At 68.9% G+C, this 26,387-nt stretch carries 27 protein-coding genes; 21 read left to right on the plus strand and 6 right to left on the minus strand.

Annotated elements, in window-relative coordinates; genetic code table 11:
- Positions 1-52: 52 nt before the first annotated feature.
- From ACIRON_RS26610 to ACIRON_RS26640, 7 genes are all read left to right on the plus strand, one after another.
- Positions 53-682 (plus strand): pyridoxamine 5'-phosphate oxidase family protein, encoded by a 630-nt coding sequence (locus ACIRON_RS26610; protein WP_091051590.1) that lies wholly within the window; start codon positions 53-55, stop codon positions 680-682.
- Complete coding sequence (gene dapF / locus ACIRON_RS26615) at positions 682-1,533, plus strand: diaminopimelate epimerase (RefSeq protein ID WP_402997167.1); 852 nt, start codon at positions 682-684, stop codon at positions 1,531-1,533. The genes ACIRON_RS26610 and dapF overlap by 1 nt, the downstream gene beginning before the upstream one ends.
- Positions 1,534-1,593: 60 nt before the next feature.
- Entirely contained in the window at positions 1,594-2,370 is a 777-nt protein-coding gene (locus ACIRON_RS26620) for an SDR family NAD(P)-dependent oxidoreductase (RefSeq protein ID WP_091051594.1), read from the plus strand.
- Positions 2,371-2,473: 103 nt separating this feature from the next.
- Positions 2,474-4,102 carry a VWA domain-containing protein gene (locus tag ACIRON_RS26625; RefSeq protein ID WP_402997170.1) on the plus strand — a complete coding sequence of 543 codons (1,629 nt, stop codon included), beginning with the start codon at positions 2,474-2,476 and terminating at the stop codon, positions 4,100-4,102.
- A 72-nt stretch (positions 4,103-4,174) separates the two neighbouring features.
- Positions 4,175-5,659, plus strand: a complete 1,485-nt coding sequence (hflX, locus tag ACIRON_RS26630) for a GTPase HflX (RefSeq protein WP_402997172.1) — start codon at positions 4,175-4,177, stop codon at positions 5,657-5,659.
- A 165-nt stretch (positions 5,660-5,824) separates the two neighbouring features.
- On the plus strand, positions 5,825-6,577 hold the full coding sequence (locus tag ACIRON_RS26635; RefSeq protein WP_402997174.1) for an SGNH/GDSL hydrolase family protein: 753 nt from the start codon (positions 5,825-5,827) through the stop codon (positions 6,575-6,577).
- Between the two features lie 10 nt (positions 6,578-6,587).
- Positions 6,588-8,582 (plus strand): ATP-dependent DNA helicase, encoded by a 1,995-nt coding sequence (locus ACIRON_RS26640; protein ID WP_402997177.1) that lies wholly within the window; start codon positions 6,588-6,590, stop codon positions 8,580-8,582.
- A gap of 27 nt (positions 8,583-8,609) precedes the next feature.
- Here ACIRON_RS26640 and ACIRON_RS26645 read toward each other — a convergent pair whose 3' ends face one another.
- Together ACIRON_RS26645 and lexA are read right to left on the minus strand one after the other, a co-directional pair.
- Entirely contained in the window at positions 8,610-10,106 is a 1,497-nt protein-coding gene (locus ACIRON_RS26645; RefSeq protein ID WP_402997180.1) for an MXAN_6640 family putative metalloprotease, read from the minus strand.
- A gap of 304 nt (positions 10,107-10,410) precedes the next feature.
- On the minus strand, positions 10,411-11,178 hold the full coding sequence (gene lexA, locus ACIRON_RS26650; RefSeq protein WP_091051610.1) for a transcriptional repressor LexA: 768 nt from the start codon (positions 11,176-11,178) through the stop codon (positions 10,411-10,413).
- Positions 11,179-11,360: 182 nt separating this feature from the next.
- On the opposite strand from lexA, the gene ACIRON_RS26655 reads away from it, so the two are divergent.
- A complete protein-coding gene (locus ACIRON_RS26655; RefSeq protein WP_091051613.1) occupies positions 11,361-11,738 on the plus strand; it encodes a LysM peptidoglycan-binding domain-containing protein in 378 nt (125 codons plus the stop codon).
- Between the two features lie 116 nt (positions 11,739-11,854).
- On the opposite strand, the gene ACIRON_RS26660 is transcribed toward ACIRON_RS26655, so the two are convergent.
- Positions 11,855-12,727 carry a hypothetical protein gene (locus tag ACIRON_RS26660; protein ID WP_402997184.1) on the minus strand — a complete coding sequence of 291 codons (873 nt, stop codon included), beginning with the start codon at positions 12,725-12,727 and terminating at the stop codon, positions 11,855-11,857.
- A 398-nt stretch (positions 12,728-13,125) separates the two neighbouring features.
- On the opposite strand from ACIRON_RS26660, the gene nrdR reads away from it, so the two are divergent.
- The 4 genes from nrdR to ACIRON_RS26680 all read left to right on the plus strand — a co-directional run bounded on the left by nrdR (position 13,126) and on the right by ACIRON_RS26680 (position 17,741).
- The gene (gene nrdR / locus ACIRON_RS26665; protein WP_402997186.1) at positions 13,126-13,626 is read left to right on the plus strand and encodes a transcriptional regulator NrdR; all 501 of its coding nucleotides are present in this window, start codon (positions 13,126-13,128) and stop codon (positions 13,624-13,626) included.
- 175 nt (positions 13,627-13,801) lie between these two features.
- Positions 13,802-16,723, plus strand: a complete 2,922-nt coding sequence (locus ACIRON_RS26670; protein ID WP_402997189.1) for a vitamin B12-dependent ribonucleotide reductase — start codon at positions 13,802-13,804, stop codon at positions 16,721-16,723.
- A gap of 82 nt (positions 16,724-16,805) precedes the next feature.
- Entirely contained in the window at positions 16,806-17,363 is a 558-nt protein-coding gene (locus ACIRON_RS26675; RefSeq protein WP_402997192.1) for a GrpB family protein, read from the plus strand.
- Positions 17,364-17,390: 27 nt separating this feature from the next.
- Positions 17,391-17,741 carry an HIT family protein gene (locus tag ACIRON_RS26680; protein ID WP_402997194.1) on the plus strand — a complete coding sequence of 117 codons (351 nt, stop codon included), beginning with the start codon at positions 17,391-17,393 and terminating at the stop codon, positions 17,739-17,741.
- A gap of 37 nt (positions 17,742-17,778) precedes the next feature.
- On the opposite strand, the gene ACIRON_RS26685 is transcribed toward ACIRON_RS26680, so the two are convergent.
- Genes ACIRON_RS26685 through ACIRON_RS26695 form a run of 3 tightly spaced genes read right to left on the minus strand, consistent with a single transcriptional unit; the run spans position 17,779 to position 19,407 of the window.
- Positions 17,779-18,780, minus strand: coding sequence for a hypothetical protein (locus tag ACIRON_RS26685; RefSeq protein WP_402997196.1), 1,002 nt, complete (start codon positions 18,778-18,780; stop codon positions 17,779-17,781).
- 30 nt (positions 18,781-18,810) lie between these two features.
- The gene (locus ACIRON_RS26690; RefSeq protein ID WP_402997199.1) at positions 18,811-18,981 is read right to left on the minus strand and encodes a hypothetical protein; all 171 of its coding nucleotides are present in this window, start codon (positions 18,979-18,981) and stop codon (positions 18,811-18,813) included.
- A gap of 36 nt (positions 18,982-19,017) precedes the next feature.
- Entirely contained in the window at positions 19,018-19,407 is a 390-nt protein-coding gene (locus ACIRON_RS26695; protein WP_402997200.1) for a carboxymuconolactone decarboxylase family protein, read from the minus strand.
- Between the two features lie 108 nt (positions 19,408-19,515).
- Here ACIRON_RS26695 and ACIRON_RS26700 point away from each other — a divergent pair, with 108 nt between their 5' ends.
- The 9 genes from ACIRON_RS26700 to ACIRON_RS26740 all read left to right on the plus strand — a co-directional run bounded on the left by ACIRON_RS26700 (position 19,516) and on the right by ACIRON_RS26740 (position 26,327).
- A complete protein-coding gene (locus ACIRON_RS26700) occupies positions 19,516-19,935 on the plus strand; it encodes a DUF302 domain-containing protein (protein ID WP_402997202.1) in 420 nt (139 codons plus the stop codon).
- Positions 19,919-20,179, plus strand: coding sequence for a metal-sensitive transcriptional regulator (locus ACIRON_RS26705; protein WP_141802705.1), 261 nt, complete (start codon positions 19,919-19,921; stop codon positions 20,177-20,179). The genes ACIRON_RS26700 and ACIRON_RS26705 overlap by 17 nt, the downstream gene beginning before the upstream one ends.
- A 214-nt stretch (positions 20,180-20,393) precedes the next feature.
- Positions 20,394-21,443, plus strand: a complete 1,050-nt coding sequence (locus ACIRON_RS26710; protein WP_402997205.1) for a hypothetical protein — start codon at positions 20,394-20,396, stop codon at positions 21,441-21,443.
- Between the two features lie 72 nt (positions 21,444-21,515).
- Positions 21,516-23,528, plus strand: coding sequence for an MDR family MFS transporter (locus tag ACIRON_RS26715; RefSeq protein WP_402997207.1), 2,013 nt, complete (start codon positions 21,516-21,518; stop codon positions 23,526-23,528).
- A 53-nt stretch (positions 23,529-23,581) separates the two neighbouring features.
- Positions 23,582-23,884 carry a hypothetical protein gene (locus ACIRON_RS26720; protein WP_091051636.1) on the plus strand — a complete coding sequence of 101 codons (303 nt, stop codon included), beginning with the start codon at positions 23,582-23,584 and terminating at the stop codon, positions 23,882-23,884.
- Complete coding sequence (locus ACIRON_RS26725; RefSeq protein WP_402997210.1) at positions 23,884-25,086, plus strand: WXG100 family type VII secretion target; 1,203 nt, start codon at positions 23,884-23,886, stop codon at positions 25,084-25,086. The genes ACIRON_RS26720 and ACIRON_RS26725 overlap by 1 nt, the downstream gene beginning before the upstream one ends.
- Before the next feature lie 7 nt (positions 25,087-25,093).
- Positions 25,094-25,456, plus strand: coding sequence for a hypothetical protein (locus ACIRON_RS26730; protein WP_402997213.1), 363 nt, complete (start codon positions 25,094-25,096; stop codon positions 25,454-25,456).
- 2 nt (positions 25,457-25,458) lie between these two features.
- Positions 25,459-25,884, plus strand: a complete 426-nt coding sequence (locus tag ACIRON_RS26735; RefSeq protein WP_402997215.1) for a hypothetical protein — start codon at positions 25,459-25,461, stop codon at positions 25,882-25,884.
- Positions 25,881-26,327 (plus strand): hypothetical protein, encoded by a 447-nt coding sequence (locus ACIRON_RS26740; RefSeq protein ID WP_402997217.1) that lies wholly within the window; start codon positions 25,881-25,883, stop codon positions 26,325-26,327. Before ACIRON_RS26735 ends, ACIRON_RS26740 begins: the two co-directional genes overlap by 4 nt.
- Positions 26,328-26,387: the final 60 nt, after the last annotated feature.

Below are 26,387 nucleotides of genomic sequence, written 5' to 3' on the forward strand. Positions count from 1 at the left end.
GCGACGGCGAAATGATTCGGCCGCCCGCGGGCACGCCTCGTACCCTGAGCCTGTGACCCCTACCTGGACTGAGATCAGCACGCTCGAGGAGCTCGTCGACCTGGTCGGCGTGCCGAACGAGCGGGCGGTGACCAAGGGGCGCCCCGCGCTCCTCGACATCGACAGGCAGTGGCTCGCCGCGACGCCGTTCTGCGTGCTCGCGACCTCGGACGCCGCCGGCAACTGCGACGCCTCGCCCAAGGGCGACCCGGCCGGGTCGCTGGTGCACGTCATCGACGAGAAGACGATCGCGATCGCGGAGCGGCCGGGCAACAAGCGGGTCGACGGCTACCGCAACGTGCTCGCCAACCCTCACGTCGGGCTCAACTTCCTGATCCCGGGCCGCGGCGACACGCTGCGGATCAACGGCCGTGCCCGACTGGTCTCGGACGCACCGTTCTTCGACGAGATGGTCGTGAAGGGCAAGCGGCCGATCCTCGCCCTGGTCGTCGACATCGACGACATCTTCTTCCACTGCGCGAAGGCGTTCCTGCGCTCGGGTCTGTGGGACCCGGAGACGTGGGACCCCGACCACCTCCCCAAGCGTGCGGTCATCGCCAAGCAGGTCGAGAACGACCCGCGTACGCTTGCGGAGATGGAGGACTACTACCGCACCGACACCTACTCGAAGTCCCTCTACTGATGTCCTACGCCTACGTGTTGGGGCACGGCACGGAGAACGACTTCGTGCTGCTGCCCGACCTCGACGGCTCGGTGCACGGTGCCCTCTCGGACGAGGAGATGGCCGACCGGGTGCGCGCGCTGTGCGACCGCCGGGCCGGCATCGGCGGCGACGGGATCCTGCGGGTGATCCGGACCGCCGCCTACACCGGTGAGGACCGCCCGGTCAGCGACGCGGAGTGGTTCATGGACTACCGCAATGCCGACGGCACCCTGGCCGAGATGTGCGGCAACGGCACCCGGGTCTTCGCCGAGTACCTGCGCTCCGCCGGTCTCGCCGGCGACGAGGTCACCTTCGCGACGCGGGCCGGTGACAAGACCCTGCGCGCGGACGGGGACGTCTGGACCGCCGACCTGGGCTCGCCGAAGCTGCTCGGGTCGACCCAGGTCACCGTCGCCCACCACTTCTGGTCGGCCTGCAACGTCGACATGGGCAACCCGCACGCCGCCGCCGAGGTCGAGTCGATCGACCCGCACGGCCCCGTCGGTGACCTCTACGACTCCCCGGTCTTCGACGAGGCGGTCTATCCGCACGGGGTCAACGTGGAGTTCTTCGCGCGCGTCGCCGAGCGCCACGTCGCGATGCGGGTCTTCGAGCGCGGCGCCGGCGAGACCCGCTCGTGCGGCACCGGAGCGTGTGCGGTGATGGTCGCGGCAGCCGAGGCCGACGGCCTCGCGATCGCGCGCGATGCCGATGTGACGTACCGGGTCGATGTTCCCGGCGGCACGCTCCACGTCACCTGGACGACCGACGACCGCGTCCTGCTCACCGGGCCTGCGGTCCTGATCGCCGAGGGCACCACCGCGCTCTGACCGCGAGACGGTTAACGGGTATTCACCCTCGTGAGGGTGGTCACGTCTAGGGTGCTGCCCATGGAGTTGACTGATAGCACAGCGATCGTGACCGGAGCGGCCAGCGGGATCGGGGCGGCGACCGCCCGGGCGCTGGCGGCCAAGGGTGCGACGGTGATCGTCGCGGACATGCAGAAGGACAAGGGCGAGGCCCTGGCGGAGGAGATCAAGGGGCTGTTCGTGCCCGTTGATGTGACCGACACCGACCAGATCACCAACGCCGTGGAGAGGGCCGTGGAGATCGCGCCGCTGAAGGCGGTGGTCAACTCGGCCGGGATCGGCTGGGCACAGCGGACGATCGGACGCGACGGTCAGATCGGGTCGGCGCACGACCTGGACGCGTACAAGAAGGTCATCGCGATCAACCTGATCGGCACTTTCGACATGTGCCGTCAGGCGGCGACCTACATCAGCCGCAACGAGCCGGACGCCAACGGGCAGCGTGGGGCGATCGTCAACCTGGCCAGCGTGGCGGCCTTCGACGGCCAGATCGGGCAGGTGTCGTACTCCTCGTCCAAGGGTGGCGTCGTCGGCCTCACCCTCCCGCTCGCGCGCGACCTCGCCGCGGTCGGCATCCGTGTCAACACCGTCGCCCCGGGGCTGATCGACACCCCGATCTACGGCGAGGGCCCGGAGTCGGAGGCGTTCAAGGCCAAGCTCGGCGAGAGCGTGCTGTTCCCGCACCGGCTCGGTGAACCGGCGGAGCTGGCCAGCATGGTCGTGGAGTGTCTGACCAACGACTACATGAACGGCGAGACGATCCGCGTCGACGGCGGCATCCGGATGCCACCGAAGTAACTGGAGGCAAGTAGTACCCGGACGGCTGGCGCACCGCTAATGTGTGCGCCAGCCGCGGCCCGTTTCAGACCGTTCCGCGGACGTCGGAGCAAGGGGAGTTCGCATGTCCGATAAGGCGGACACCGGTACGTCGAAGGCGCTCGCGATCATCGAGCCCGACTCCGCGGGGCCGGCGGGTGCGAGCGAGCCCCCGCGCGAGCCACGACTGACGCGGGAGACGGTCAGGGTGATCGCCGGTGCGGCCGGCGTGCTGGTCGTATGCCTGATCGCGACCGCGCTGGTTGCCAGCGGCGAGTCGGCCTCGAGCGGTGAGCAGACCTGCCTCGGCCCGCAGATGACGGTCGCGGTGGCTCCCGAGGCGGCGACCGTCGTGGGCAACATCCTCGAGGACGCCGGCTGTGGCCAGTTCGACGTGGAGGCGGCCAAGACCGACCAGGTCCTTCAGCCGTTGGCGCTCGACGGCGATCTCCCCGACGTATGGATCCCCGACTCCTCGCTCTGGCTGGACCGGATCCACCCGGCCGTCGAGCCGGTGACGCTGCGGGCCTCGATGGCCTCCTCGCCGGTCGTGCTCGTCTCCGGTGACGGCCTGACGCGTACGTCCTTCGCCGAGGCCTTCGTCGAGGACGACCTGCTGATGGGTGACCCCCAGCGGATGATGAGCGCGCTCGGCACGGCCGTCGCGAGCCGGGGCAAGCCCCAGAGCGAGGCCAAGCTGGAGCCGTACGCGGAGCGGATCGCCTCCGGCGAGGAGGGCGCCGGGCCGACCGACTCAGGACGCCTGGCGGAGCTGCAGACGGTGATGAGCGGGGTGACCGCGACCAGCGAGCAGCAGTGGTCGACGTACGCGCCGGCGCTCAAGGCCAGTGCGCCGAAGGAGGGCACGGTGGTCCTCGACTACCCGGTCCTGATCACCGCTGACTCCTCGCGCCGCAACTCGATCGCCGCCTCGATCACCAGCTTCGCCCGGGTGCTCGACAGCGGCGCCGCCGACACCGCGCTGACCCAGGCCGGGTTCCGCACCAGCGGCGCCGGCAAGCCGTCCCCCAACGTGGGCGCGTACACCCGGGTCGACTCGGCGACGGTGGCGAAGACCGCCTCGGAGTGGAACGCCAGGCTTCGGCCGACCCGGGCGATCGCGGTCATGGACGTCTCGGGCTCGATGGCCTGGCCCTCTGCTCCCGACAGCGCCACCACCCGCCTCCAGCTCACCCAGGAGGCTGCGTCCGAGGCCGTGAGTCTGCTTCCCGGTAGCGCCGCGATCGGACTCTGGGCCTTCTCCGAGAAGACCGAGGGCACACTGGGCGGCGACCACAAGGTGCTCGTTCCCACCCGCCAGCTGGCCTCGAAGGACCAGCGCGCGCAGCTGACCGCGGAGATCGCCGGTCTCACCGCGCGCACCGGCGGCGGCACCTCCCTGCACGACACCGCCCTCGCGGCCTACCAGGCCGCGGTCGCCTCCTACGACCCGCTGGCCTCCAACGACGTGCTCCTCTTCACCGACGGCACCAACGACGATCCCGACTCGATGGACGTGGCAGAGCTCGTACGCCAGCTGGAGGCTGCCTCCGACCCGCGGCGGCCGGTCCGCGTCCTCGGGATCGGGATCACCGCCGACGCCGACCTCGGCACGCTGCAGGCGATCGCCGATGCGACCGGCGGGGCCGCGTACGTCGCCGAGCGGCCCGAGGACATCGGACAGGTCCTGCGAGAGGCGCTCGAGCAGCGCTGAGACCGGCCCCGGATCGAGCCCGCGGATAAGCATTGTCCCCCGGGTGGAGCGGCGCCGTATCCTTGTTGGTATATGACGAACAACGCACACGAATTCTCACTCGCTGACGAGCTCGAGGCCACCGAGGACTGGGACGCGCTCGACGACAGCTTCGAGTCGGGCTATGCCGACGAGGATCCTGAGGACACCGACCCCACCGTCGGTGCGATGGAGCTCGCCGAGCGCCACGCGCTCAAGCGCGTCGCCAGCCTGCGCACCGAGCTCGAGGACATCACCGAGGTCGAATACCGCCAGCTTCGCCTCGAGCGAGTGGTGCTCGTGGGCGTGTGGGCCGGCGGCACCCAGACCGACGCCGAGAACTCCCTGGCCGAGCTCGCGCTCCTCGCCGAGACCGCCGGCTCGGAAGTGCTCGAGGCGATCTACCAGCGTCGCCAGGCGCCGGACCCTGCGACGTACATCGGACGCGGCAAGGTCGAGGCGCTCAAGGAGATCGTCGCCGCGACCGGCGCCGACACCGTGATCGCCGACGGCGAGCTGGCGCCGAGCCAGCTCAGGAACCTCGAGGACCGCACCGGGGTCAAGGTCGTCGACCGGACCGCGCTGATCCTCGACATCTTCGCCCAGCACGCCAAGTCCCGCGAGGGTCAGGCGCAGGTGGAGCTCGCCCAGCTCAGCTACATGAAGCAGCGGCTGCGTGGTTGGGGTGGCAATCTGTCCCGCCAGGCCGGTGGCCGGGTCGCCGGCGGTGCCGGTATCGGTGGCCGTGGCCCCGGTGAGACCAAGATCGAGACCGACCGTCGCCGGATCAACACCAAGATCGCCAAGCTCAACCGTGAGCTGAAGGCGATGAAGGGCACCCGCGACACCAAGCGTGCCGACCGCAAGCGCCACCACATCCCGGCGGTCGCGATCGCCGGCTACACCAACGCCGGCAAGTCGTCGCTGCTCAACCGGCTCACCGGCGCCGGGGTGCTCGTCGAGGATGCCCTCTTCGCGACCCTGGACCCGACCACCCGGAAGACGACGACCGAGGACGGCCGCGTCTACACGATGTCCGACACCGTCGGTTTCGTGCGTCACCTGCCCCACCAGCTCGTCGAGGCCTTCCGCTCGACGCTGGAGGAGGTCGCCGACGCCGACCTGGTCGTGCACGTGGTCGACGGTTCCCACCCCGACCCCGAGGGTCAGCTGGCGGCGGTGCGTGAGGTCTTCGCCGAGATCGGTGCCAGCGAGGTGCCCGAGCTGGTCGTGATCAACAAGGCCGACATCTCCGACCCGCTGGTGATCGCCAGGCTGCTGCGCGCCGAGCCCCACTCGGTCGCGGTCTCGGCCAAGACCGGCGAGGGCATCGACGCGGCCATCAAGGCCGTCGAGACCGACCTGCCGCGGCCGGGAGTCGAGTTCTCCGCGCTGCTTCCCTACGAGCGGGGAGACCTGGTCAACCGGATCCACCAGCACGGTGAGATCGACCACCTCGAGCACACTGCCGAAGGCACCGTCGTCAAGGGCCGCGCCAACGCGGACCTGGCCGGCGAGCTGGCCGCGTACACGAACTGAGCGAGGCCGAGCGGCGAGCTTGCTCGTCCGTTCGTGCCGAGCGAAGGAGTAAGCGCGCGCAGCGCGCACTCTGCCTGATCTCGGACGCTGATCCGGCGTTGCGACATTGGCGATGCCGAGCTCGTCCCTCACACTTGGGACGATCAGTCGTCGGAGAGGGCAGGGATGCGGACAGAGGTACGCCACGCGGCACGCGCCACGGTCGTGAGCGCGCTGGCTGGTGCTGTCCTGGTGGCCGTGCTCGCAGGCTGTGGTAGCCAGGAGGAGGGCGTGCTCCCGGGGCAGAAGCCCAGCCATCAGTCCGAGGTGACCCAGGACCTGTGCACTCGACTGGCCGCCGAGTCGGTGACCCGCGCCTCCGTGGTGACCGGAGCCGGCGAGCGCGTCGTGGTGATCGGTGACTCCTGGGCCTCCGGCTTCGGGCTGGACGACCCCGGTCTGTCCTGGCCGCGCTATCTCGACGGTGAGGTGCGCGTCTCCGGTTTCGGCGGCACCGGCTACTCGCACGCGCTGATGGAGCGGTGCGGCCCGATCTCGTTCCCCGAGCGCGTCCCCGACGCGGTGGCGCAAGGGGCCGACCTGGTCGTGCTCGAGGGCGGGATCAACGACTCCAAGAGCGACCTCGACGACGTCGAGAAGGGCTTCCGGGCCACCCTGGACGAGCTGAAGGACCACGAGGTCGTCGTGCTCAGCGCGCCCAAGGTGAACTCCCGTGCCAAGGCCATCAGGGCCGTCAACAAGATGATGCGGCGGGTCTCGGCGGAGTACGGGGTGACGTACATCAACGTCTTCGACCTCGAGCTGCCCATGCTCGATGACAACACCCACCTGACGGTCGCGGGTCACATGCAGTTCGGGGAGATCGTCGCCCAGCGGATCGCGGAGAGCCGATCGGAGACTGTCCCCACGCACGGCTAAGGTTGCCCGAGTGACATCAACCGAGACCGCCTCCCAGACGCCCGTACGTGAAGCCCTGGCGGATGCGGTCGCGACCCTCGGCGGAGCCACCCGCGAGGGTCAGGTGATGATGGCCGACGCGGTCGCGCAGGCCCTGGTCGACGAGGAGCACCTGCTGGTCGAGGCCGGCACCGGCACCGGGAAGTCGCTGGCCTACCTGGTCCCCTCCTTGCTCCACGACAGTCGGGTCGTGATCGCCACCGCGACCCTGGCGCTGCAGCACCAGCTCGTCGAGCGTGACCTGCCGCGCCTGGTCAAGGCGATCGGCTCACGTCCCGGCGTCGACGCGTCCTATGCCGTCCTCAAGGGCCGTTCCAACTACGCCTGCCTCCACCGGGTGCGCGAGGGCGCTCCCGACGACCAGGGCACGCTGGTCGACGTCCCGCTGGGTCCGATGGCCGAGAAGGTCCTCGAGCTGCGCAGCTGGGCCGAGAAGGAGGCGGAGAAGGGCGGCAGCGGCGAGCGTGACTCCGCGCCCCGCCACACCGACCGCGAGTGGCGCCAGGTCTCCGTCAACCACCGCGACTGCCTCGGCGCCGCCAAGTGCCCCTTCGGCGAGGAGTGCTTCGTCGAGGTCGCTCGCGACAAGGCCCAGAAGAGCCATCTGATCGTCACCAACCACTCCCTGCTCGCGATCGACGCGATCGAGGGCGTGCCGATGATCCCGGAGTACGACGCCGTGGTGATCGACGAGGCCCACGAGCTCGTCGCCCGGGTCACCCAGGCGGCGACCGACGAGCTGACCGCGGCCGAGGTGGAGCGGGCCGCCCGGCGGGCCCAGAAGCACATCGAGGGCTCCGAGGCCGACGACCTGGCCGACGCCTCCGACGCGTTGCGGGCCGCGATCAGCGAGAGCTCACCCGGGCGGTTCGTGACCCTGCCGGAGGTCATCTCCGACGCGCTCGTGCTGGTGCGCGACGCCGCCCGGTCCGCGATCTCGGCGCTCCCGAAGCCGAAGGACTCCGACAGCGCCGACCCCGGCTTCCAGCAGGCCAAGGGCGGCCTGCAGGAGGTCTTCAACACCGCCGAGCGGATGGCCGCCGCCTCCGAACACGACGTGATCTGGCTCAACGAGGGCGGCGACAGGATCCCGCCCCGACTCTGCGTGGCGCCGCTCCAGGTCTGGGCGCAGATGCGCGAGAAGCTGCTCACCGAGAAGACCGTCGTCTTCGCCTCGGCGACCCTCAAGCTCGGCGGCGACTTCGGCCCCGTGGCCGGATCCCTCGGGCTCAAGGCGGAGGAGCGCACCGAGGTGGGCGCCGGGGCGCAGCGTACCGATGACGTGCTGCCGTGGATCGGGCTCGATGTCGGCAGCCCGTTCGACTACGGCAAGCAGGGGATCCTCTACGTCGCCCGACACCTGCCCCCTCCCGGGCGTGACGGGATGGGTGCCAAGACCCTCGACGAGATCGTCGACCTGGTCGACGCCGCCGACGGGCGTACGCTCGGGCTCTTCTCGTCCCGGCGTGCCGCCGAGGCCGCCGCCGAGGTCGTGCGCCAGAAGCTGCCTCACCTGACCACGCTGGCCCAGGGCGACGCCCAGCTGCCCGAGCTCGCCGCGCAGTTCGTCGCCGACCCGCACACGGTTCTCTTCGGCACGCTGTCGCTGTGGCAGGGCCTCGATGTCCCCGGCGACACCTGCCAGCTCGTGATCATCGACCGGATCCCGTTCCCGCGGCCCGACGACCCACTGATGTCGGCCCGGCAGCAGGCGGCCGACAAGGCCGGCGGCAACGGGTTCATGCAGGTCGCCGCCACGCATGCGGCGCTGCTGCTCGCGCAGGGTGCCGGCCGGCTGATCCGCACCACCACCGACCGTGGCGTCGTGGCCGTGCTCGACGCCCGTCTGGCCACCGCCCGCTACGGCGGATTCCTCAAGGCCAGCCTGCCGCCGATGTGGGCGACGACCGACCCCGAGGTCGTACGAAAGGCGCTCAAGCGTCTCTCGGAGATGGCCTCGGCCTGACCCCCGCCGACTCGGCGGGGAGTCGGGTCAGCGGTAGGTCTTCGCCCACCAGCGGTGGGTGGCCTTGTCGGGGGTCGCGACGCCGTGGCAGGAGAACGCGGTGCCCTGGCCACACTTGAAGTTGCTGCTCGCGTTGGCGAAGGTGACCTCGACCTTGCGGATCCGCTTCGAGGAGAAGCCCTCGATGGTCTTGGTGGCGATGCCCTTGCTGTTGGGCTTGAGGTAGTAGACGCCGCGGGTGCCGTCGGTGCGGAACACGCTGATCACGGCGGCGTTGGCGCTGGGCCGGGCCACGTCGACCTTCACGCGCAGCTTCCAGCCCTTGCCCACCTTCTTCGGGACGAGGCGCTGGGAGGCGTACGTCAGGTGCTTGAGGGTGAACTTGCCGTCGACCGTCTGTCGCTTGGCGGGCAGCGCGGTGCGGCCGTCATAGACCGGCGGGTAGTAGGCCCCGCCCTCGCTGTAGGTCTTCGAGGGGGCCAGGTTGGCGGCGGCGAAGCGGACGTACTCCTGCTTCAGCGTGGTGCCGCGGGCGGCGAGCGCCTGCCGGATGGCGGTGGTGGAGTAGGTGGAGGGCGCTCGGTTCCAGATCGAGAGGACCACCTCCGGCAGCGTCCCGCGCTCCTTGGCGAAGCGCTCGGACAGGTAGCGGAAGAAGATCCAGTTGCCGTAGATCCCGAGGTTGGAGGCGTAGGAGTTGTCCAGCGGCTTGCGCTGGTCCTCGAGCTGGCCGTAGCCGAGGTACTGCCGGTTGTCGTTGATGCTGTCGTAGACCTCGTCCTCGACCCAGGTCGCGGTGGACTCCATCATCCAGCGGTCCTCGCCGGCGTCGTAGGCGAACTGGACCGCGTGGAAGTATTCGTGCGCGGCGGTCACCCGGAGGTTCTCGGTGGGTGTGTTGTACGACCCGTACTCGCTGGTGGCGTAGTCGTTGTCCAGGACGCAGTAGGCCGTCGCGGCGGTCTTGGAGACCTTCGTCTCGGGCGCGCAGTAGCCGTAGTAGCCCTCGTCGTAGAGGTTCTCCAGGTAGATGTCGACCTTGCCCGGGGTGACCGACTTGTCGGCCGCGGGCTTGCGGTAGCCCGCCTGCACGTAGAGGTTGTGGACCTTCGTGACCACGTCACGGACCTGGGTCGCGTACGCCGTCGAGGCGCGGTCGCCGCCCTTGCCCGGCGTGTAGTGGACGCAGACCACGTCGCTGCAGGTCTGGGTCGCGGTGCGGGGGCGGGCGAGCAGCTCACGCGCGGCCGCCTTGTTGGAGCCGTCCAGGGCGTCCTTGGCGTTCCACAGGTCGGTCAGCGCGATGGTCGCGTCGGGCCGGCCGGCGATGTGCCGCCCGGGCACGACCTGGCGGGCGCCGCGCACCGACTGGTTGCGCTTGACCTTCTTGGCCGCGGCGAGCGCCTCCCGGGCCACCTTCTCCGTCACCGGCTGCTCGGCGCTGGTGTCACCGCCGGTCCTCACCGAGGTCGCCGGGGTCGAACCGGTTGCGGGCATGGTGGCGACGAATGTCGCGGCGACCATGCCTGCGATCAAGACGAGGGAGCGTTGTTTCCGGTTGATCCGGCGGACAATGTTTCGCATGAGATACCAGACGTTCGGGAAGGCAGACCTGGGCAGTCTAAGCGCAGAGCGCCGCTGTGTCCGGCGGACACGGCCTAGACCTGCTGCGTGACGCGATGGAGCCGGTTGCTTCCGGTTGCCGTGGCGGGTGGAGCGTGGGTCGAGCATGCTCGGCTCGAGCAGGTGGACGAGACGCAGCCGCCGGCCCTGACAGGGCCGGCGGCTGAAATCACGCAGTGTTCCCGGGCCGTTCCCCGGGGCGGGCTCAGAGGCTGCGCAGGACCGCAGTCACCTTGCCGAGGATCGTGGCGTGGGTGCCGTCGATCGGCTCGTACGCAGCGTTGTGCGGCAGCAGCCAGACCTTGCCGTCCTTGCGGGACAGCGTCTTGACCGTGGCCTCGCCGTCGATCAGCGCGGCCACGATCTCGCCGTTCTCGGCGGTCGGCTGCTGGCGCACGACCACGAAGTCGCCGTCGCAGATGGCCGCGTCGACCATCGAGTCACCCGAGACCGAGAGCAGGAAGAGGTCGCCGTTGCCGACCAGCTGCTTGGGCAGCGGGAAGACGTCCTCGACGCTCTGCTGGCTCGAGGTCTCCTCGGCCAGGATCGGGCCACCGGCCGCGATCCGCCCGACCAGGGGGACCATGGCTGCGTCGGGGTTGGGGTTGATGTCGGCCTCGGCGCTGATCGTCGAGTCGGGCTCCTCGCCGGACATGGCCTTGCGGTGGGCCATCACCTCGGGGAGGAAGACCTCGAGGGCGCGCGGTCGCTTCGGATCCTTGCGGATCAGACCACGCTGCTCCAGCGCACGGAGCTGGTGGGCGACGCTGCTCGTGCTGGTCAGCCCGACCGCGGCGCCGATCTCGCGCATGCTGGGCGGGTAGCCGCGCTGCTCGATGCTGTCGCGCAGGTGAGCGAGGATGCGCTGCTGACGCGGCGTGAGCCCGGTCGCGTCCGGCGGCCCGTCGGGCAACTCGCGGACGCGGCTCTTCTTCGAACCGCCTGATCCGGTGCCTGTCTTCTGCGTGGTCATGTCACCACATTAGTCCCTCTGGCACCACGACATCAAACATTTGTTCGACCTCGTGGGCGGCGCGTGTCGGCGTTCGAAAATTCTGGGCGTCGCTACTTGCGTTGTTCGAACACGTGATCTACCTTCGAACATGTGCTCGATCGAACACGTGATCGAGAGACTTGTGATCAGGAGGCCGTGAGATGAGTGCAACAGTCTATGTGCTGCCCGTAGCCGAGCCGCCCCGTCCGGTGCGGGAGGTGCGTCGCTCGACCGTTCGGCTCACCCGTCGCGGACGAGTCGTCGTGTTCGCATTCGCGCTCGTCGTGCTCTTCGGGATCGCGTTCATCGGAGCGCGGGTGGCGTTCGCCGTGGAGGGTGGTGCCGAAAAAAGCCCCGCTCCCTCCGCCCACACGATGGTCGTCAGCGATGGCGACACGCTCTGGGACATCTCCTCGAAGGCCGTCGCCGGCAGCGACGCTTCGATTCGGGAGATGGAGCAGACGATCAAGGAGCTCAACAGCCTCGAGTCCTCGATGCTCGTGTCCGGCCAGACCCTGATCATCCCGACCGCGCCGTAAGGGCCGCCATAGATGTCCGGCTGCACCTTCGACCCCTGGCAGCCGGCTACCCGGGGAAAAGAGTGAGAGTGCTGCAGACGATGGGAAGCGTCTGCAGCACTCTCGCTGTGTCTTCGTCAGTGGCGCCCGCGGTAGGGGGTGTCCGGCTCGGCCGGCGGCCACTGCTTGTTGCGCGTGCCGTGCCGCGGCGGCCACTCGTCGTCCGGCTCGACCGGCGTGCTCTGGGGCTGGCGCTGAGCGGGCATCGCCTGGGTCGCGGCGGGGTCCTGGGTCAGCCGAGCCCTCGAACCGGTCTGTTCGTAGCCGGTCGGGGTCTGGTAGGCGCCGGACTGATACTGCCCGGACCCGGCCTGCTGGGTGGGGTAGCTGTCCGTGCCGTATCCCTGCGAGCCGTACCCCGAAGTGCTCTGTGGCGTCGACGTCGGCGTCGGCGGGCTCGAGTAGTAGGGCTGCGGGGAAGGCGGCGGGGTGGTCGGCGGCAGGTAGGACGATGTGTTGTAGGCGGCCCGACTGCCGGTGTTGCCGTAGCCCTGATCGCTGCCGGGATAGCCGTAGGACGACTGGGATCCGGTGTCGCCGTAGGGCGGCTGGCTCCCGGTGTCGGTGCTGTGCCGGCCGTAGGAGCCGGTGTCGTCGTAGCCGTAGGAACCGGTGCCGTAGTAGTCCTGCTCCGGGTAGGCCTGCTCCGAGTAGACCTGCTGGTCGGAGTAGGTCGTGTCCGAGTAGTCCTGCTCCTCGACGTAGGCGTTGGAGTGGCTGCCGGTGTAGTCGTCGGTGGGTGGCGGGGTCGGGGAGCCGGAGAAGGCCCGCCAGGCCTTCCCGGCGAAGGTGAAGGTCAAGAAGAGGCAGGCGACTGCAACGACCGCCGCGACGGCGAGCTTCGCCCAGGCGCCGGAATCGCCTCCCCGTGCGTCGGCCCCGAAACCGACGGCGACCCACACGAGCACTCCCCAGATGACGAGGAAGGCCAGTGTCGCGATCGCAGGCAAGATGAAAGATGGCCGGGGACCGCTTCTGGGGCGCGTGCCTCTCCGCGACCCGACGCGATTTCCTCCGGAGATGTTTGTCACGGGGGCCATTCTTACTCATCCAGCCCAGTCCGGCGCCGCTGAACCGGAATCTTTCGGTGTTTGGCCCGCGACACGCCGGACGCGCGGGTAAACGCGTCGCTCGCTTGCATCGTCGTGGGGGCGGGCGTACGGTTACCACTACATCTAGTAGTTACACCGCTGTAGTTATCCACATCTAGTTCACATGAACAGGCGGATGGCCCACAGCGATGGGGGTGTTGTTCCACAGGGACTCACGCTCATATCCACAGGTTCCACAGGCTCGGGCCGCCGCTGAGACGGCCTGGATCCACAGGTCTCACGAGAGGGGCTCGACCGTGCACTGTCCGTTCTGCCGACACAGCGACACCAAGGTGCTCGACTCCCGCGTGGCCGAGGACGGTGGCCAGATCCGGCGCCGCCGGGTCTGCCAGGAGTGTGGGAAGCGGTTCACGACCGTCGAGCAGATGCAGCTGATGGTGGCCAAGCGCTCCGGCGCAGCGGAGCCGTTCAGCCGCGACAAGGCGGTGCACGGCGTACGCAAGGCGTGCAAGGGCCGGCCGGTCACCGAGGACCAGCTCGCCTGCCTCGGCCAGGAGGTCGAGCAGGCGCTGCGCAGCCAGGGGCTGGCCGAGGTTCCCAGCAACGAGGTGGGGCTGGCGATCCTCGCGCCCCTGCGCGAGCTCGACGAGGTGGCCTACCTGCGCTTCGCGAGCGTCTACCGGGCCTTCGGCTCGGCGGAGGACTTCGAGCGCGAGATCCAGATGCTGCGTACGGAACGGGAAGTCAAGGACTACGAGGCAGAACATCCGGTCGAGGCCCCGGTGGGCTCCGACTAGGTCCCACGGGACACACAGACCGGCCCGGGCAGGCCGTGGGGAAGCGACCTGCTCGGGCCAACCAACGAAACAGCTCAGCAAGACGTACGAAGCCCGTGAGGGCGCAACAGGAGACTCCACCATCAGCACCGACCAGCAGTACGGCACAGCGATCGATGACAACAGGGGGAACGAAATGACAGACACGGCAGCAGAGGCACAGGCATCGGCGAAGGCAGGCGCCGGGCTGAAGATCGAGCGGATCTTCAGCACCGAGGGCGTCCACCCCTACGACGAGATCACCTGGGAGCGTCGCGACGTCGTCCAGAAGAACTGGAAGACCGGCGAGACCGTCTTCGAGCAGACCGGAGTCGAGTTCCCCGACTTCTGGTCGATCAACGCCTCGACGATCGTGACGACGAAGTACTTCCGCGGTGCCATCGGCACCGACAAGCGTGAGCAGAGCCTGAAGCAGCTGATCGACCGGGTCGTGAACACCTACGTCGCCTCCGGCAAGGAGAACGACTACTTCGCCTCCGAGGCCGACGCGGACCTCTTCGGTCGCGAGCTCACCTGGCTGCTGGTCAACCAGCACTTCGCCTTCAACTCGCCGGTCTGGTTCAACGTCGGCACCGAGTCCCCCCAGCAGGTCTCGGCCTGCTTCATCCTCTCGGTCGACGACTCCATGGACTCGATCCTGAACTGGTACAAGGAGGAGGGCCTGATCTTCAAGGGCGGCTCCGGTGCCGGTCTCAACCTCTCCCGCATCCGCTCCTCCAAGGAGCTGCTGAAGTCCTCCGGCGGCACCGCCTCCGGTCCGGTCTCCTTCATGCGCGGCGCCGACGCGTCCGCGGGCACCATCAAGTCCGGTGGCGCCACCCGCCGCGCGGCCAAGATGGTCGTGCTCGACGTCGACCACCCCGACATCGAGGAGTTCGTCGAGACCAAGGCGCGCGAGGAGGACAAGATCCGCGCGCTGCGCGACGCCGGCTTCGACATGGACCTGGGCGGCAAGGACATCTCGTCCGTGCAGTACCAGAACGCCAACAACTCCGTGCGCGTCTCCGACGAGTTCATGCGCGCTGTCGAGGAGGGCAAGAAGTTCGGCCTCCGGGCGCGTACGACCGGTGAGGTCATCGAGGAGATCGACGCCCGCGACCTGTTCCGCAAGATCTCGATCGCCGCGTGGGAGTGTGCCGACCCGGGTCTGCAGTACGACGACACGATCAACGACTGGCACACCAACCCGGAGACGGGCCGGATCACCGGCTCCAACCCGTGCTCGGAGTACATGTCGCTGGACAACTCCTCCTGCAACCTGGCGTCGCTGAACCTGCTGAAGTTCCTCAAGGACGACGACACCTTCGACGCCGTGCGCTTCCAGCAGGCCTGCGAGGTCGTCTTCACCGCGATGGACATCTCCATCTGCTTCGCCGACTTCCCGACCGAGGCGATCGGCGAGACCACCCGCGACTACCGCCAGCTCGGCATCGGATACGCCAACCTCGGCGCGCTGCTGATGGCGATGGGTCTGGGCTACGACTCCGAGGGTGGCCGCACGATGGCCGCCGCCATCACCTCGCTGATGACCGGTGCCGGCTACAAGCGCTCGGCCGAGCTGGCCGCCGTCGTCGGTCCGTACGCCGGTTACGCCCGCAACGCCGAGGCCCACCAGCGGGTCATGCGCAAGCACCAGGCCGCCAACGACGCGGTCCGCTCGATCAACCCGGTCGACCGCAACATCATCGACGCCGCCACCCGCGTGTGGTCCGACGTCGTCGAGATCGGCAAGGTCAACGGCTTCCGCAACGCGCAGGCCTCGCTGCTCGCGCCGACCGGCACCATCGGCTTCATGATGGACTGCGACACCACCGGCATCGAGCCCGACTTCTCGCTGGTCAAGTTCAAGAAGCTCGTCGGTGGCGGCTCGATGCAGATCGTCAACCAGGTGATCCCGCGCGCGCTGAAGAAGATGGGCTACCAGGCCGAGCAGATCGAGGCGATCGTCGCCTACATCGCCGAGCACGGCCACGTCATCGACGCCCCGGGTCTTCGCCAGGAGCACTACGAGGTCTTCGACACCGCGATGGGCAAGCGTGCGCTGCAGCCGATGGGCCACGTACGCATGATGGCGGCGACCCAGCCGTTCCTCTCCGGTGCGATCTCCAAGACCGTCAACCTGCCCGAGACCGCGACGGTCGAGGAGATCGAGCAGGTCTACATGGAGTCGTGGAAGCTGGGCCTGAAGGCCACCGCGATCTACCGCGACAACTGCAAGGTCGGCCAGCCGCTGGCCGACGGCAAGTCGGAGAACGCCAAGAAGGACCAGGGTCTCTCCACCGCTGCCGCTGCTCCGGCCGCCGAGGCCGAGGTCGCGCCCGAGGTGGTCGAGAAGATCATCGAGAAGATCGTCTACGCGCCGACCCGCAAGCGCCTGCCGAAGTCCCGCGTCTCGCGCACCACCTCCTTCACCGTCGGTGGCGCCGAGGGCTACATGACCTCGGGTGCCCACGCCGACGGCGAGCTCGGTGAGGTCTTCCTCAAGCTCGGCAAGCAGGGCTCGACCCTGGCCGGTGTCATGGACGCCTTCTCGATCGCGGTCTCCGTCGGCCTCCAGTACGGCGTGCCCCTGGAGACGTACGTCTCCAAGTTCACCAACCTGAAGTTCGAGCCCGCCGGTCTGACCGACGACCCGGACGTACGCATGGCGCAGTCGCTCATGGACTACGTCTTCCGCCGCCTCGCGCTGGACTACATGTCCTTCGAGGACCGCTCGGCTCTCGGCATCTACTCCGCCGACGAGCGTCAGCGCTACCTCGAGACCGGCTCCTACGAGCAGCTCGGCAACGGCACCACCGCCGCCGAGCTCGTCCAGAAGCCGGCTCCGGCCCCGAAGGCCGCTCCGGTCGTCGAGGCGGTCGAGGCCGAGATCGAGGAGGAGGCCGAGGTCGTCGAGGATGCGCCGAAGGCCACCGCCCACACCACCACCGAGCTGCTCGAGTCGATCAGCGGCATGGCCATCGACAGCCCGCTCTGCTTCACCTGCGGCACCAAGATGCGCCCCGCCGGCTCCTGCTACGTCTGCGAGGGCTGCGGCTCGACCTCCGGTTGCAGCTGAGCTTCTGAGTGACTGAGTCCGGTCCCGCACCCATCTCGGGTGCGGGACCGGACTTGCTTCCGGATCGCTACAGTCATCTCCCATGATCGAGGTCTCGGACTACGACCCGGCTTGGGCTGCCCGCTTCGTGGCGCTGCGTGAGGAGTACGCCGCTGCGCTCTCCGACGCGGGAGTCCCGGTCGTCGCGATCGAGCATGTCGGGAGCACAGCGGTGCCGGGTCTCGCGGCCAAGCCGATCATCGACTGCGACATCGTGGTGCGGGCCGAGCACGTCGAAGCGGCCTCGGCGGTCCTGGTCTCGTTGGGCTTCGAGGCCCGGGGCGAGCTCGGCATTCCGCAGCGCTGGGCCTTCTGGGAGCCCGCCCGGCTCGTGGGAACGAACACCTACGTGATCGTCGAAGGGTCTCTCGCCCTCCACAATCACCTCGCCGTCCGCGACGTACTCCGCTCGGATCCGTCGTTGCGAGACGAGTACGGCGAGGTGAAGAAGAGGGTCGGTGCGACGGCCGCCGACATCTATGAGTACGGCGGGGGCAAGAACGACATGGTTCAGCGGATCCTTGCCGCGGCTGGGATGAGCGAGGCCGAGCGGGACTCGATCAACTCCAACGAGGTCCCGGTGACGCCGCGGAAGCGGTGAGATCGGGAGGTCGGAGTGAGGAGCCGAATGGTCACGGATATCCCGTACGACGGATCCGACTTCTACTGCGAACTCGCCATTCCGCATCCTGAGCGGCTCGACGTCGTTCATGATTCCGCGCGAGTGCTGGCGTTTCATCACACGAGGCCGTACTGGGCGGTCCACGTGGTGGTGGTGCCCACACGGCACATCGGGTCGCTCACTTCGGTGAGCGCTGCGGACGAGGCCGACATACGTGAACTGCTCGGTGTCGTCCAGGCGATTGCGAAGGACGTCGAGTCCGAGTACGGCGCCGCGGCGGTCCTGACCAACCTGGGTGCATACCAAGACTCCAAGCACGTCCACGTGCACGTCCACAGCGGCGGGCGCCTGGCCTGAGGGGTCGACGTGGGAGTGCTGGTGTCACTGGGTGACCTCAGGACTCCCACGTCGGGAGGTCGCAGTCCTTGCCGCAAGTCACGGGGTCACCTCGCCAGCCTTGGGCTTTCAGGACTCGGGCGATCCTGGCTGCGGTCCGGCAGGAGGTGTCGAAGACCTGGTGCCATCGGAGCCGGGCGGTGGACCGGCCGCCGAGGGCCAGGTCGTCGAGATCTCGGTCTGCGTCGCGACCCTGGGCGCTCCACGAATCGTGGTTGAGGCGGCCGTCCAGCTCGACTACCAGCCCGTACGTCTCATACTCGACGTCGCGGAACTCCATCCCCGTTGGCGTCAGTCGCCGGCTCTGGCGGTTGGCCGTCGGGAGGCCGTGGGCCCGTTCGACGCGGGTGAGATAGCCGTGCTCGAGAACCGAGCACGTGCCGGCCTCCGCGTCGGTGAGGAGATCGCGGATGAAGGCGCGGCGGGGGAGTCGTGGGTGGCGCGTCAGCGCGGTGCGTACGGCATTGGTGGTTACTCCCCGGCGGCCGATTGTGTCGGTGAGCAGGCCGATCACTTCGATCTGGGAGGCGGCGTCTCGTGCCAGGAGGAGGGCGTTGTCCTCGAGCTTGAGCCTGGGCGGGCGGGTGCCGGCGAAGATCTGTCGGGAGAGGCAGACCACGCGGTGGATGACGACACCGTTCGGTGGGACGAGGCGACGGGTGTGGTCGATGGCTACGTGGATCGGGCCGTCGGCGTCGGTGGTCCGTTGTGGCTCCAGGACGGACGGGCCGCACAGCGCCGCCGGCTCGGCGTAGAGCACCGCGGCCCACGCGCGCTGACGCCAGGTGAGCGGCCCGGTATGGGTGACGTAGACGCCGCGGTGAACCGCCTGCATCTCGCGGCGACGGATCGCGCGGCGGATGTCGTTGGGCGTGTAGCCACCCCAGGTGAGCTGTGCCCGGCTGGCCACGCCGTCCTGCAGTTCCAGCTCACGCGCAGCCCATGCTCGCCGCGCGTCCAGGTCACGCGCGGCGAGCTCGGGATCGGCGGAAGTGCTCACTTCGGGCACGATAGGCGTGACCTCCGACAGTCAGCGGCCGAGGATGCGCGCCAGCCAGGTGCCGTTGGGGTCCTTGGGGTCGGCGGAGTGCCCGGAGCACCACTGCCCGGTGGGTACGGAGGCTTTGACGGCGGCGACGTGGCGGCCGCAGCCGGCCCAGGTGGTCTTCTTGCACTTCTTGCAGCGGACGGGGCGACACATGGTTTCGGTTCCTGCTTCAGTGGATCTGGTCGGTGGTCAGGCGGGAGGTTCGCCGGCGTCGAGGGCGTCGACGAACTCGCAGAACGCGTCGAAGGCTCGCGCGCCGTGGATGGTGGCGGGGCCGCCGTGCATGAGGAAGGTGACGCCGATGGCCTCGGCTGCTTCCTGGGGGCTTGCGCCGGCTCGGGCGGCGGCTTGGCCGTGGGAGGCGATGCAGCCGTCGCAGCCCTCGACCACGCCGATCGCGAAGGCGATCAGCTCCTTGGTCTTACGGTCGAGCGCGCCGTCGGCGAAGGCAGCCTTGGAGAGCCCGCCCCATCCGGAGTAGACGTCGGGGATGGCGCGGCGCAGCTCCTGGTGGAGTGGCCCGAGGTCGCGCAGGACGCTCTTGCCGTGGGGTGAGGCCTGGTCGGTCGTGGTGGTCATGGGTGGCTCCCTTCAGTAGCCGATCGAGGTAACCCCCCGGGGGGTTACACTGACGACGGTAGCATAACCCCCTGGGGGGTTATAGAATCGCTGTGAGAAGGAGAACTGATGACCAACTTCACCCTGAGCGCCACCGTCCCCGTGCCGTACGCGGAGGCTTTGCCGCGCGTGCGAGAACTCCTCGGTGACGCCGGATTCGGCGTCCTCACCGAGATCGACCTGTCCGCCACCTTGCAGGCCAAGCTGGGCGTCGACGTCCCACAGCAGGTGATCCTCGGAGCCTGCATGCCTCAGCTCGCACATCGCGCGCTCTCGGCAGATCCGCGGATCGCGACGATGCTGCCGTGCAATGTCGTGGTCGCTGACGAGGGTGAGGAGACCCGGGTGGAGATCTTCGACCCGGCCGCGATGACCTCGTTCAGCTCGGACGCCGGCGTGGCCGAGGTCGCGGCGGACGCGCGTCGGCGCCTCGGTGGCATGTTGGAAGCACTCACTGGAAAGAAGGACGACGATGCAGCTCGAGCCTGACGAGATCAAGGCCGTCATCACCCGCCTCAAGCGGGCCAACGGACACCTCGCGTCCGTGATCCGGATGCTCGAGGAGGGCTCGGAGTGCGAGGACGCGCTGACCCAGCTCGCGGCGGTCAACAAGGCGGTCAGTCGAGGTGGCTACGCGCTGGTCGCCACCGGGCTGGAGAAGTGCCTCGCCGAGGGTGGTCGCGACAGTGTCGACACCAAGAAGATGGAGAAGCTCTTCCTCGCTCTTGCCTGAACGGCGGGCCGATCACTGTCCACAGGCGAGCTCCGGGACGGGGTTATCCACAGGCCGGTGATAGGCGCTGGCGGGGCGTACGGATCCGGGGTCTGCTGGGGTCATGCCCAAACGAAAGAAGCGCGAGAAGTCATCCCGTCCACCGAACAGATCCGGGGATCCGCGGCGGCGGTCGTTCGCCGAGAAGGTCGTCGACAGTCCTTACTGGCCGGCGATGTTCGCGGTGAACGATGCCGAGGCCCGCGGGGATGTGAAGGCTGCCCTGGAGATCATCCACACGACCAGCGCCCAGCTCGACAAGGAGCAGTTCTGGCATCCGTCGCGCGTCGAGCGGCTGGAACAGCTGCGGCTGCTCGAGGCGCTGATGCCGAGGTGGGCGCACTCGCGATGGATCCTCGCGCAGGCGATGCAGGGGACCCATGCGCGCAACCAGTGGCGGATGTCGAAAGCGATCCGTGTCGCCCTGGACGTCCGTGGCGGCCCCGACCCCGGACGTGACCGGGAGGACGCGCGGATCCAGATCCTGGATCGTGACTGGGTCTATCGCCAGACGTTCCTCTACGAGTTCGGCGGGCTCGAGGCGTTCCTGCGCCACCACGCTTCGGGCGACCTCATCGCCGGCGCCGACCGGATCTGGGAGTGGGTGCGCGCGCCGATGCGTGGCGTCCGGCTGCTGGGGCGCGCGCCGCGCCACCTGTTCTGGGAGGATCCGAGGACCGGGGAGCAGGTGACCACGATCAACATCGGCGCCGGTCTGCTCGTCGACGACGGCGATTGCGTGATCGGGCGGATCGTGCCGATCGACGAGGGTCTGATGTTCGAGACCGCGCCGCTGCGGGTGCCTGAGGAAGTGGCGTACGCCGTCGCGGACGAGCCGGAGCGGTGGGTCGACGCGCTGCGTGACAGGACCGGGGCGCCGGATCGCGAGCCGGGAGAGATCTGGACCCACCGCGGGCTGCGCGACTATGGCTTGCTCACTGACATCCCGTACGGGCTGGTCAACCTCGCCATGGACGCGGGTCTGCACGCGTTCAGGAACCCCGACGATGAAGAGCTGGACGAGCTGGACGAGCTGTTCAACCATCCGGCCGACTATCCCGCGTGCCTGGCCGCTTGGCTGGCGCGACCGGAGACGATCACGGCGCTCGGCGCCGGCGTGCCGCTCGACGGCCTCGCCGCGCTCCGCGGGTTCGCAGAATTCGTCCACGAGCCGGCCGCGAGCCTCATCCGCGACTTGGCCGACCACCACGAGGAGGCTGCCTGACACTCCGCGAGGCCTCTCGCCCAAACCTGCGGTTTGGCTTAGTTTGATCCCAGTCGAGACGTGGGGGTCGGAATGGCAGCACCGCAGGCGGCATCGGAGGCCGAGCCTCAGCTGAGCCGGCGCCGGATCAATCTCATCTTCGGCACCGTGCTCCTCGGCATGCTGCTCGCGGCTCTCGACCAGACGATCGTGTCGACCGCGCTGCCGACGATCGTGGCTGACGTCGGAGGTGCCGGCCACCTGTCGTGGGTGGTGTCGTCCTACCTTCTGGCCGAGACGGTGGCGACCGTGCTCGCCGGAAAGTTCGGTGACCTCTTCGGTCGCAAGCTGATGCTGCAGGTCTCCGCCGGGCTCTTCATCCTCGCCTCGGCCGCGTGCGGGTTCGCGACCGACATGGCCTGGCTGATCGGCGCGAGAGCAGTGCAGGGCATCGGTGCAGGTGGCCTGATGGTGACCGCGACGGCGCTGATCGGCGACATCATCCCGCTGCGCGACCGCGGGAAGTACCAGGGCGCCCTCGGGGCGGTCTTCGGTGCCACCACCGTCCTCGGGCCGCTCCTCGGCGGTCTCTTCACCGACCACCTCTCCTGGCGCTGGGCGTTCTACATCAACCTGCCGCTCGGCATCGCCGTGATCGCGATCGCCAGCCTGACGCTGCCGCAGATCGCCCGCGGCAAGCGACCCTCGATCGACTACCTCGGCATCCTCTTCGTCGGCCTCGGCGCCTCGATGCTGACGCTGGCCGTCAGCTGGGGCGGGACCGAGTACGCCTGGGGATCGGCGACCATCATCGGCCTGTTCATCGGCTCGGCGGTCGCGTTCGCGATCTTCGTCTGGGTGGAGTCGCGGGCGGTCTCTCCGATCCTGCCCCTGCGGCTGTTCCGAGACCGGGTGTTCACGGTCAGCGTCGTGCTCTCGTTCATCGTCGGCTTCGCGATGCTCGGTGCGATGACCTACCTGCCGACCTACATGCAGTACGTGCACGGCGTCTCCGCGACGTCGTCCGGGATCCGAACCCTGCCGATGGTCGTCGGCCTGCTGGTGACGTCGACGCTGGCGGGTTCGATCGTGGGCCGGACGGGCCGCTACAAGATCTTCCCGGTCGCCGGTGCGCTGATCATGGCGCTGGGGCTCTATCTGCTCTCGACCATGGATGCCGACACCAGCACCCTGATGATGTCGCTGTTCCTGCTGATCATGGGCATGGGTGTCGGCCTGAGCATGCAGATCCTGACGATCATCGTGCAGAACACCGCGGCCTATGAGGATCTCGGCGTCGCGACCTCGGGCGTGACGTTCTTCCGGACGATGGGCAGCTCGTTCGGCGCCTCGATCATGGGCACCGTATACGCCAACGGGCTCGCCGACCGGCTCCCCGCCGCTCTCACCACGGCCGGAGTCTCCCCGGAGCAGGTCGCGACACCAACTCTCCTGCACGCGCTGCCCGACGCCCAGAGCGCGCCGATCATCACTGCCTACGCGGAGACGCTGCACGTCGTCTTCCTCGCCGCGGTCCCCGTCGCCGGGCTGGCATTCTTCCTCGCGCTCTTCCTCAAGGAAGTGCCCCTGCGTGACAGCTCGAGGGCGGCCGCGACCGACCCGGGCGACGGCTTCGCCATGCCCAACTCCTCCGACAGCGCCATGCGCCTCGACGTCGCCGTCGCCCAGCTCGTCCGCCGCCAGCCGCCGGAGACCTTCACCATGATCCGGGAGTCGGCGGTCGACCTCGACGCCGCGACCGCGTGGTGCGTACGCCAGATCGGGATCCGCGAGTGGGTCGGCGGTGAGACCTCGCTGGTCGCGATCGGTCACCGCCTCGGAATGCCGGGCGCGGTGCTGGCGCCGGCGTTCGCCACCGCGGCGGCGGAGGGCTACCTCTACGGCGACGAGACGGCGTACGCACTGACGGAGGCGGGGAAGGAGGAGCTCGACAAGCTGGTCGCGGCGTTCAAGCAGTGGCTGGCGGCCGAGCTCGCCGACTGGGGTGCCGACGACGCCAAGCTCGATGAGGCGCTCGCCGTGCTCTCCCGCAAGATCGTCGAGGGCGAACAGGACGTGCGGAGCCCGGCTGAGATGGCCTTATAGAGCATTGTGGTTTCGTCATGTTTGAAATCGGCGAAAGCGGGTAGGACGAAGGCATGAGTGACGACGACATGCACGTCAATCCCGACGATCTCAGGTCCATCAAGAGCACGCTCGACACCGCCGGCGGAGACCTCTTCAAGCAGGCCAAGCCGTTGCAGAAGACGCCCGACGTGGGCGAGTCGTCCTCCGAGGTCGCGACCGCGCTCGCGTCGCTGGCGGCGGCTGTCGGCGGGATGGCGGAAGGTCTCGGGACTCTCAGCGACGGCGTACAGAACGCTCTCGACCATGCGACCACGACCGATGACGCGGCCGGCGACGCGGGCCGGCGCCACGAGCAGCGGGTGAGGGGCAACTGATGCCGGAGGCGATGGACACGAAGGTCTACGGCGACGCGTCGGAGGCCCAGACCGCGGCGGACGCGTGCACGACCGCCAAGGACGCGGTCGGCGACGCCCTCGACGATCTCGGCAAGGCGATCAAGACCGCCGGCTCGTGGAAGGGCCAGGCCGGCGCCGCCTTCGAGTCGAAGGCGGAGAGGCGCAAGAGCGACCTGCGTCAGCTGGAGTCGCGTATCGAGGCCATGGGCAAGGGCCTCTCGACCTTCTCGGGTGACCTCAAGGCGGTCGAGACCAAGATGTCGACGATCCGCACCGAGGCCGGCGGCGCGGGCCTCACGGTCAGCGGCACCATGATCTCGCCGCCGACCGACCCCGGCGACGACGCTTCCGAGGACGACGTCAACGCCCACAACACCAAGGTCGAGAAGTGGAACGACCTGGTCAGCCGGGTCGAGACGGCTCGCAAGGACGAGGACAACGCCCACGAGGACCTCGGCAAGGCGATCTCGAAGTCGACCGGCGACGGCTGGATCGAGGACCGCCTCGAGGATCTGGGCCTGCTGCCGAAGGACTTCTCCGACGGCATGCAGATCGGTGCGTACGCCCTGGGGCTGGCCGGCCTGGGAGCCGGCGCCGGCGTCGACTGGATGGTGAAGAGCCGTTACGGCACGTTCCAGCCGCGGGTGAACGGCCGGTTCGCCAGTCCCTCGAGCCTGACGAAGCTGGAGCGCGCCGCGAAGGTGCTCAACGACAAGAACTGGCACGCGAAGGCCAACAAGGCAGCCGTACGCGGCAAGTGGCTGACCGCTGGCAAGTGGGCGACCCGGGCCGGTTGGGTGGTCACGGCCGGCACCTCGGCGTGGGAGCAGTGGCAGAAGGACGCCGACGACCCGTCGCTGTCGACGACGGAGCGGGTCAGCCGGACGGTGAGCACCTCGGCCATCACGACCGCGGGCGCCGCGGGTGGGGCCTGGGTCGGCGCTCAGGCCGGTGCCGCCATCGGCAGCATCTTCCCCGGCCCGGGCACGGTCATCGGCGGTGTCGTGGGTGGCGTGATCGGTGGTGCGATCGGCTCAGGGCTGGCCGGCAAGGCGGCCGACTTCGTGGTCGACGAGGCCGGCGAGCTCGGTGAGGCAGTGGTCGACGGGGTCAGCGACTTCGCGGAGGGCGCCGGCGAGGTAGCCTCCGATGTCGGCGACGCCATCACCTTCTGGGACTAGGACCGCAATGATCTGGGCCGCACTCATCCTCGCCGTCGGCGTCATCGGCGCCGGGGTCAGCATCTGGCAACATCTCGGGCTCTCCGCTCGCGCCCGCTCCTGGGCGACCGCGTGGAACCGGGGCGGTGTGGGCGAGGACGTCGTGCTCATCCATCTGCCCTGCATCTCCGCGCTGGCCATCACCGGCTCGACGGCGTTCGGGCTGGTGCCGGAACAGACCGCGGCATGGACGATCATCGGTGGGCTCTTCCTGCTCACCTGCATCGTCTACCCGGTGCTGGTCATCGTGCCCACCCCGCCGTTCATCAAGCCGAAGTGGTATCGCGAGTCGCGCCCGGCGAAGAAGCGCACCGCGGGAAAGAAGAAGTGACCGTGTCTGATCACCGGACGACCCTGACCCTCCCGACAGGCTGGGAGAGCGTCGAGCCACCCGAGGGCGTACGTTTTCTGGCGCTCGCGCCGGAGAGCGGCACGTTCCGCTCCAACCTGACGGTGACCGCCCAGACCAACGGCGACCTGGGGTTCCGCGACTGGCAGGTCGGCTCCGAGATGGCGTTCACCGAGATGATGCCGGGCTACACGCCGATCGACCTCGAGCGCCTCACGATCGCCGGGCAGGAGGCGGGGCGGCGGTTGGCGATGTACGACGGGCCGGGCGGCTCCGCGCTGACCATGGAGCAGTGGTTCGTGGCGATCGACGGAGTCGGCCACACCCTGACCGCCACCTTCCTGACCAGCGACTATGCGACCTGGGCTGCCGAGATCGACGCCGCTGCCGCGACCTGGAGCCCGGCATGAGCGCCGCGGCGACGGAGGTCGTCTGGATCCTCGCCGGCCCCGGGGGACGCCTCGAGCACCGCGCCGCGGTCGGCCCCTCGGGCATCCACCTCGAGCTCGGCGTCGACGGCACCCGTACGCAGCCCCTCGAGGCCCCGCGAGGTCACCTCGTCCCGAGCCTGGTGCGCACGCTGAAGATCCGCCCGGTCAAGGGCGCGACCGGGTCGGTGCGCCCGTTCCCGACCGCCCGGATGGCCGAGCTCGTGGGCGAGGACCAGGAAGTTCGCGACGGGGTCCTGCAGGAGCTCGGCGCGCGCACCGCCTGGTCGGTCACGGTCGGCTCGTGGACGCTGGCCGGGATCAACGGTCCCGACGGTGTCCACCTCGCGCTGGAGGACCGGCTCACCCCGCTGACCAACACCGCGTTCTACCGGCTGCTGTGCCAGCAGCTCGGTGCCTACTGACGCCTACCGAGCGAGCCCGGATAGGTAAAATCTCGGGCAGATCGGTTTAGCCGCGGCCGG

The sequence above is a fragment of the Nocardioides sp. NPDC101246 genome, from assembly GCF_044767415.1.
Classification (GTDB): domain Bacteria; phylum Actinomycetota; class Actinomycetes; order Propionibacteriales; family Nocardioidaceae; genus Nocardioides.

Bases quoted from the DNA above. Each gene is read 5' to 3' on its own strand.
- dapF (WP_402997167.1), top strand. From the start codon at position 682: ATGTCCTACGCCTACGTGTTGGGGCACGGCACGGAGAACGACTTCGTG.
- ACIRON_RS26620 (WP_091051594.1), top strand. From the start codon at position 1,594: ATGGAGTTGACTGATAGCACAGCGATCGTGACCGGAGCGGCCAGCGGG.
- ACIRON_RS26625 (WP_402997170.1), top strand. From the start codon at position 2,474: ATGTCCGATAAGGCGGACACCGGTACGTCGAAGGCGCTCGCGATCATC.
- hflX (WP_402997172.1), top strand. From the start codon at position 4,175: ATGACGAACAACGCACACGAATTCTCACTCGCTGACGAGCTCGAGGCC.
- ACIRON_RS26635 (WP_402997174.1), top strand. From the start codon at position 5,825: ATGCGGACAGAGGTACGCCACGCGGCACGCGCCACGGTCGTGAGCGCG.
- ACIRON_RS26645 (WP_402997180.1), bottom strand. From the start codon at position 10,106: ATGGTCGCCGCGACATTCGTCGCCACCATGCCCGCAACCGGTTCGACC.
- lexA (WP_091051610.1), bottom strand. From the start codon at position 11,178: ATGACCACGCAGAAGACAGGCACCGGATCAGGCGGTTCGAAGAAGAGC.
- ACIRON_RS26655 (WP_091051613.1), top strand. From the start codon at position 11,361: ATGAGTGCAACAGTCTATGTGCTGCCCGTAGCCGAGCCGCCCCGTCCG.
- ACIRON_RS26670 (WP_402997189.1), top strand. From the start codon at position 13,802: ATGACAGACACGGCAGCAGAGGCACAGGCATCGGCGAAGGCAGGCGCC.
- ACIRON_RS26675 (WP_402997192.1), top strand. From the start codon at position 16,806: ATGATCGAGGTCTCGGACTACGACCCGGCTTGGGCTGCCCGCTTCGTG.
- ACIRON_RS26680 (WP_402997194.1), top strand. From the start codon at position 17,391: ATGGTCACGGATATCCCGTACGACGGATCCGACTTCTACTGCGAACTC.
- ACIRON_RS26690 (WP_402997199.1), bottom strand. From the start codon at position 18,981: ATGTGTCGCCCCGTCCGCTGCAAGAAGTGCAAGAAGACCACCTGGGCC.
- ACIRON_RS26695 (WP_402997200.1), bottom strand. From the start codon at position 19,407: ATGACCACCACGACCGACCAGGCCTCACCCCACGGCAAGAGCGTCCTG.
- ACIRON_RS26700 (WP_402997202.1), top strand. From the start codon at position 19,516: ATGACCAACTTCACCCTGAGCGCCACCGTCCCCGTGCCGTACGCGGAG.
- ACIRON_RS26705 (WP_141802705.1), top strand. From the start codon at position 19,919: ATGCAGCTCGAGCCTGACGAGATCAAGGCCGTCATCACCCGCCTCAAG.
- ACIRON_RS26710 (WP_402997205.1), top strand. From the start codon at position 20,394: ATGTTCGCGGTGAACGATGCCGAGGCCCGCGGGGATGTGAAGGCTGCC.
- ACIRON_RS26715 (WP_402997207.1), top strand. From the start codon at position 21,516: ATGGCAGCACCGCAGGCGGCATCGGAGGCCGAGCCTCAGCTGAGCCGG.
- ACIRON_RS26720 (WP_091051636.1), top strand. From the start codon at position 23,582: ATGAGTGACGACGACATGCACGTCAATCCCGACGATCTCAGGTCCATC.
- ACIRON_RS26725 (WP_402997210.1), top strand. From the start codon at position 23,884: ATGCCGGAGGCGATGGACACGAAGGTCTACGGCGACGCGTCGGAGGCC.
- ACIRON_RS26730 (WP_402997213.1), top strand. From the start codon at position 25,094: ATGATCTGGGCCGCACTCATCCTCGCCGTCGGCGTCATCGGCGCCGGG.
- ACIRON_RS26740 (WP_402997217.1), top strand. From the start codon at position 25,881: ATGAGCGCCGCGGCGACGGAGGTCGTCTGGATCCTCGCCGGCCCCGGG.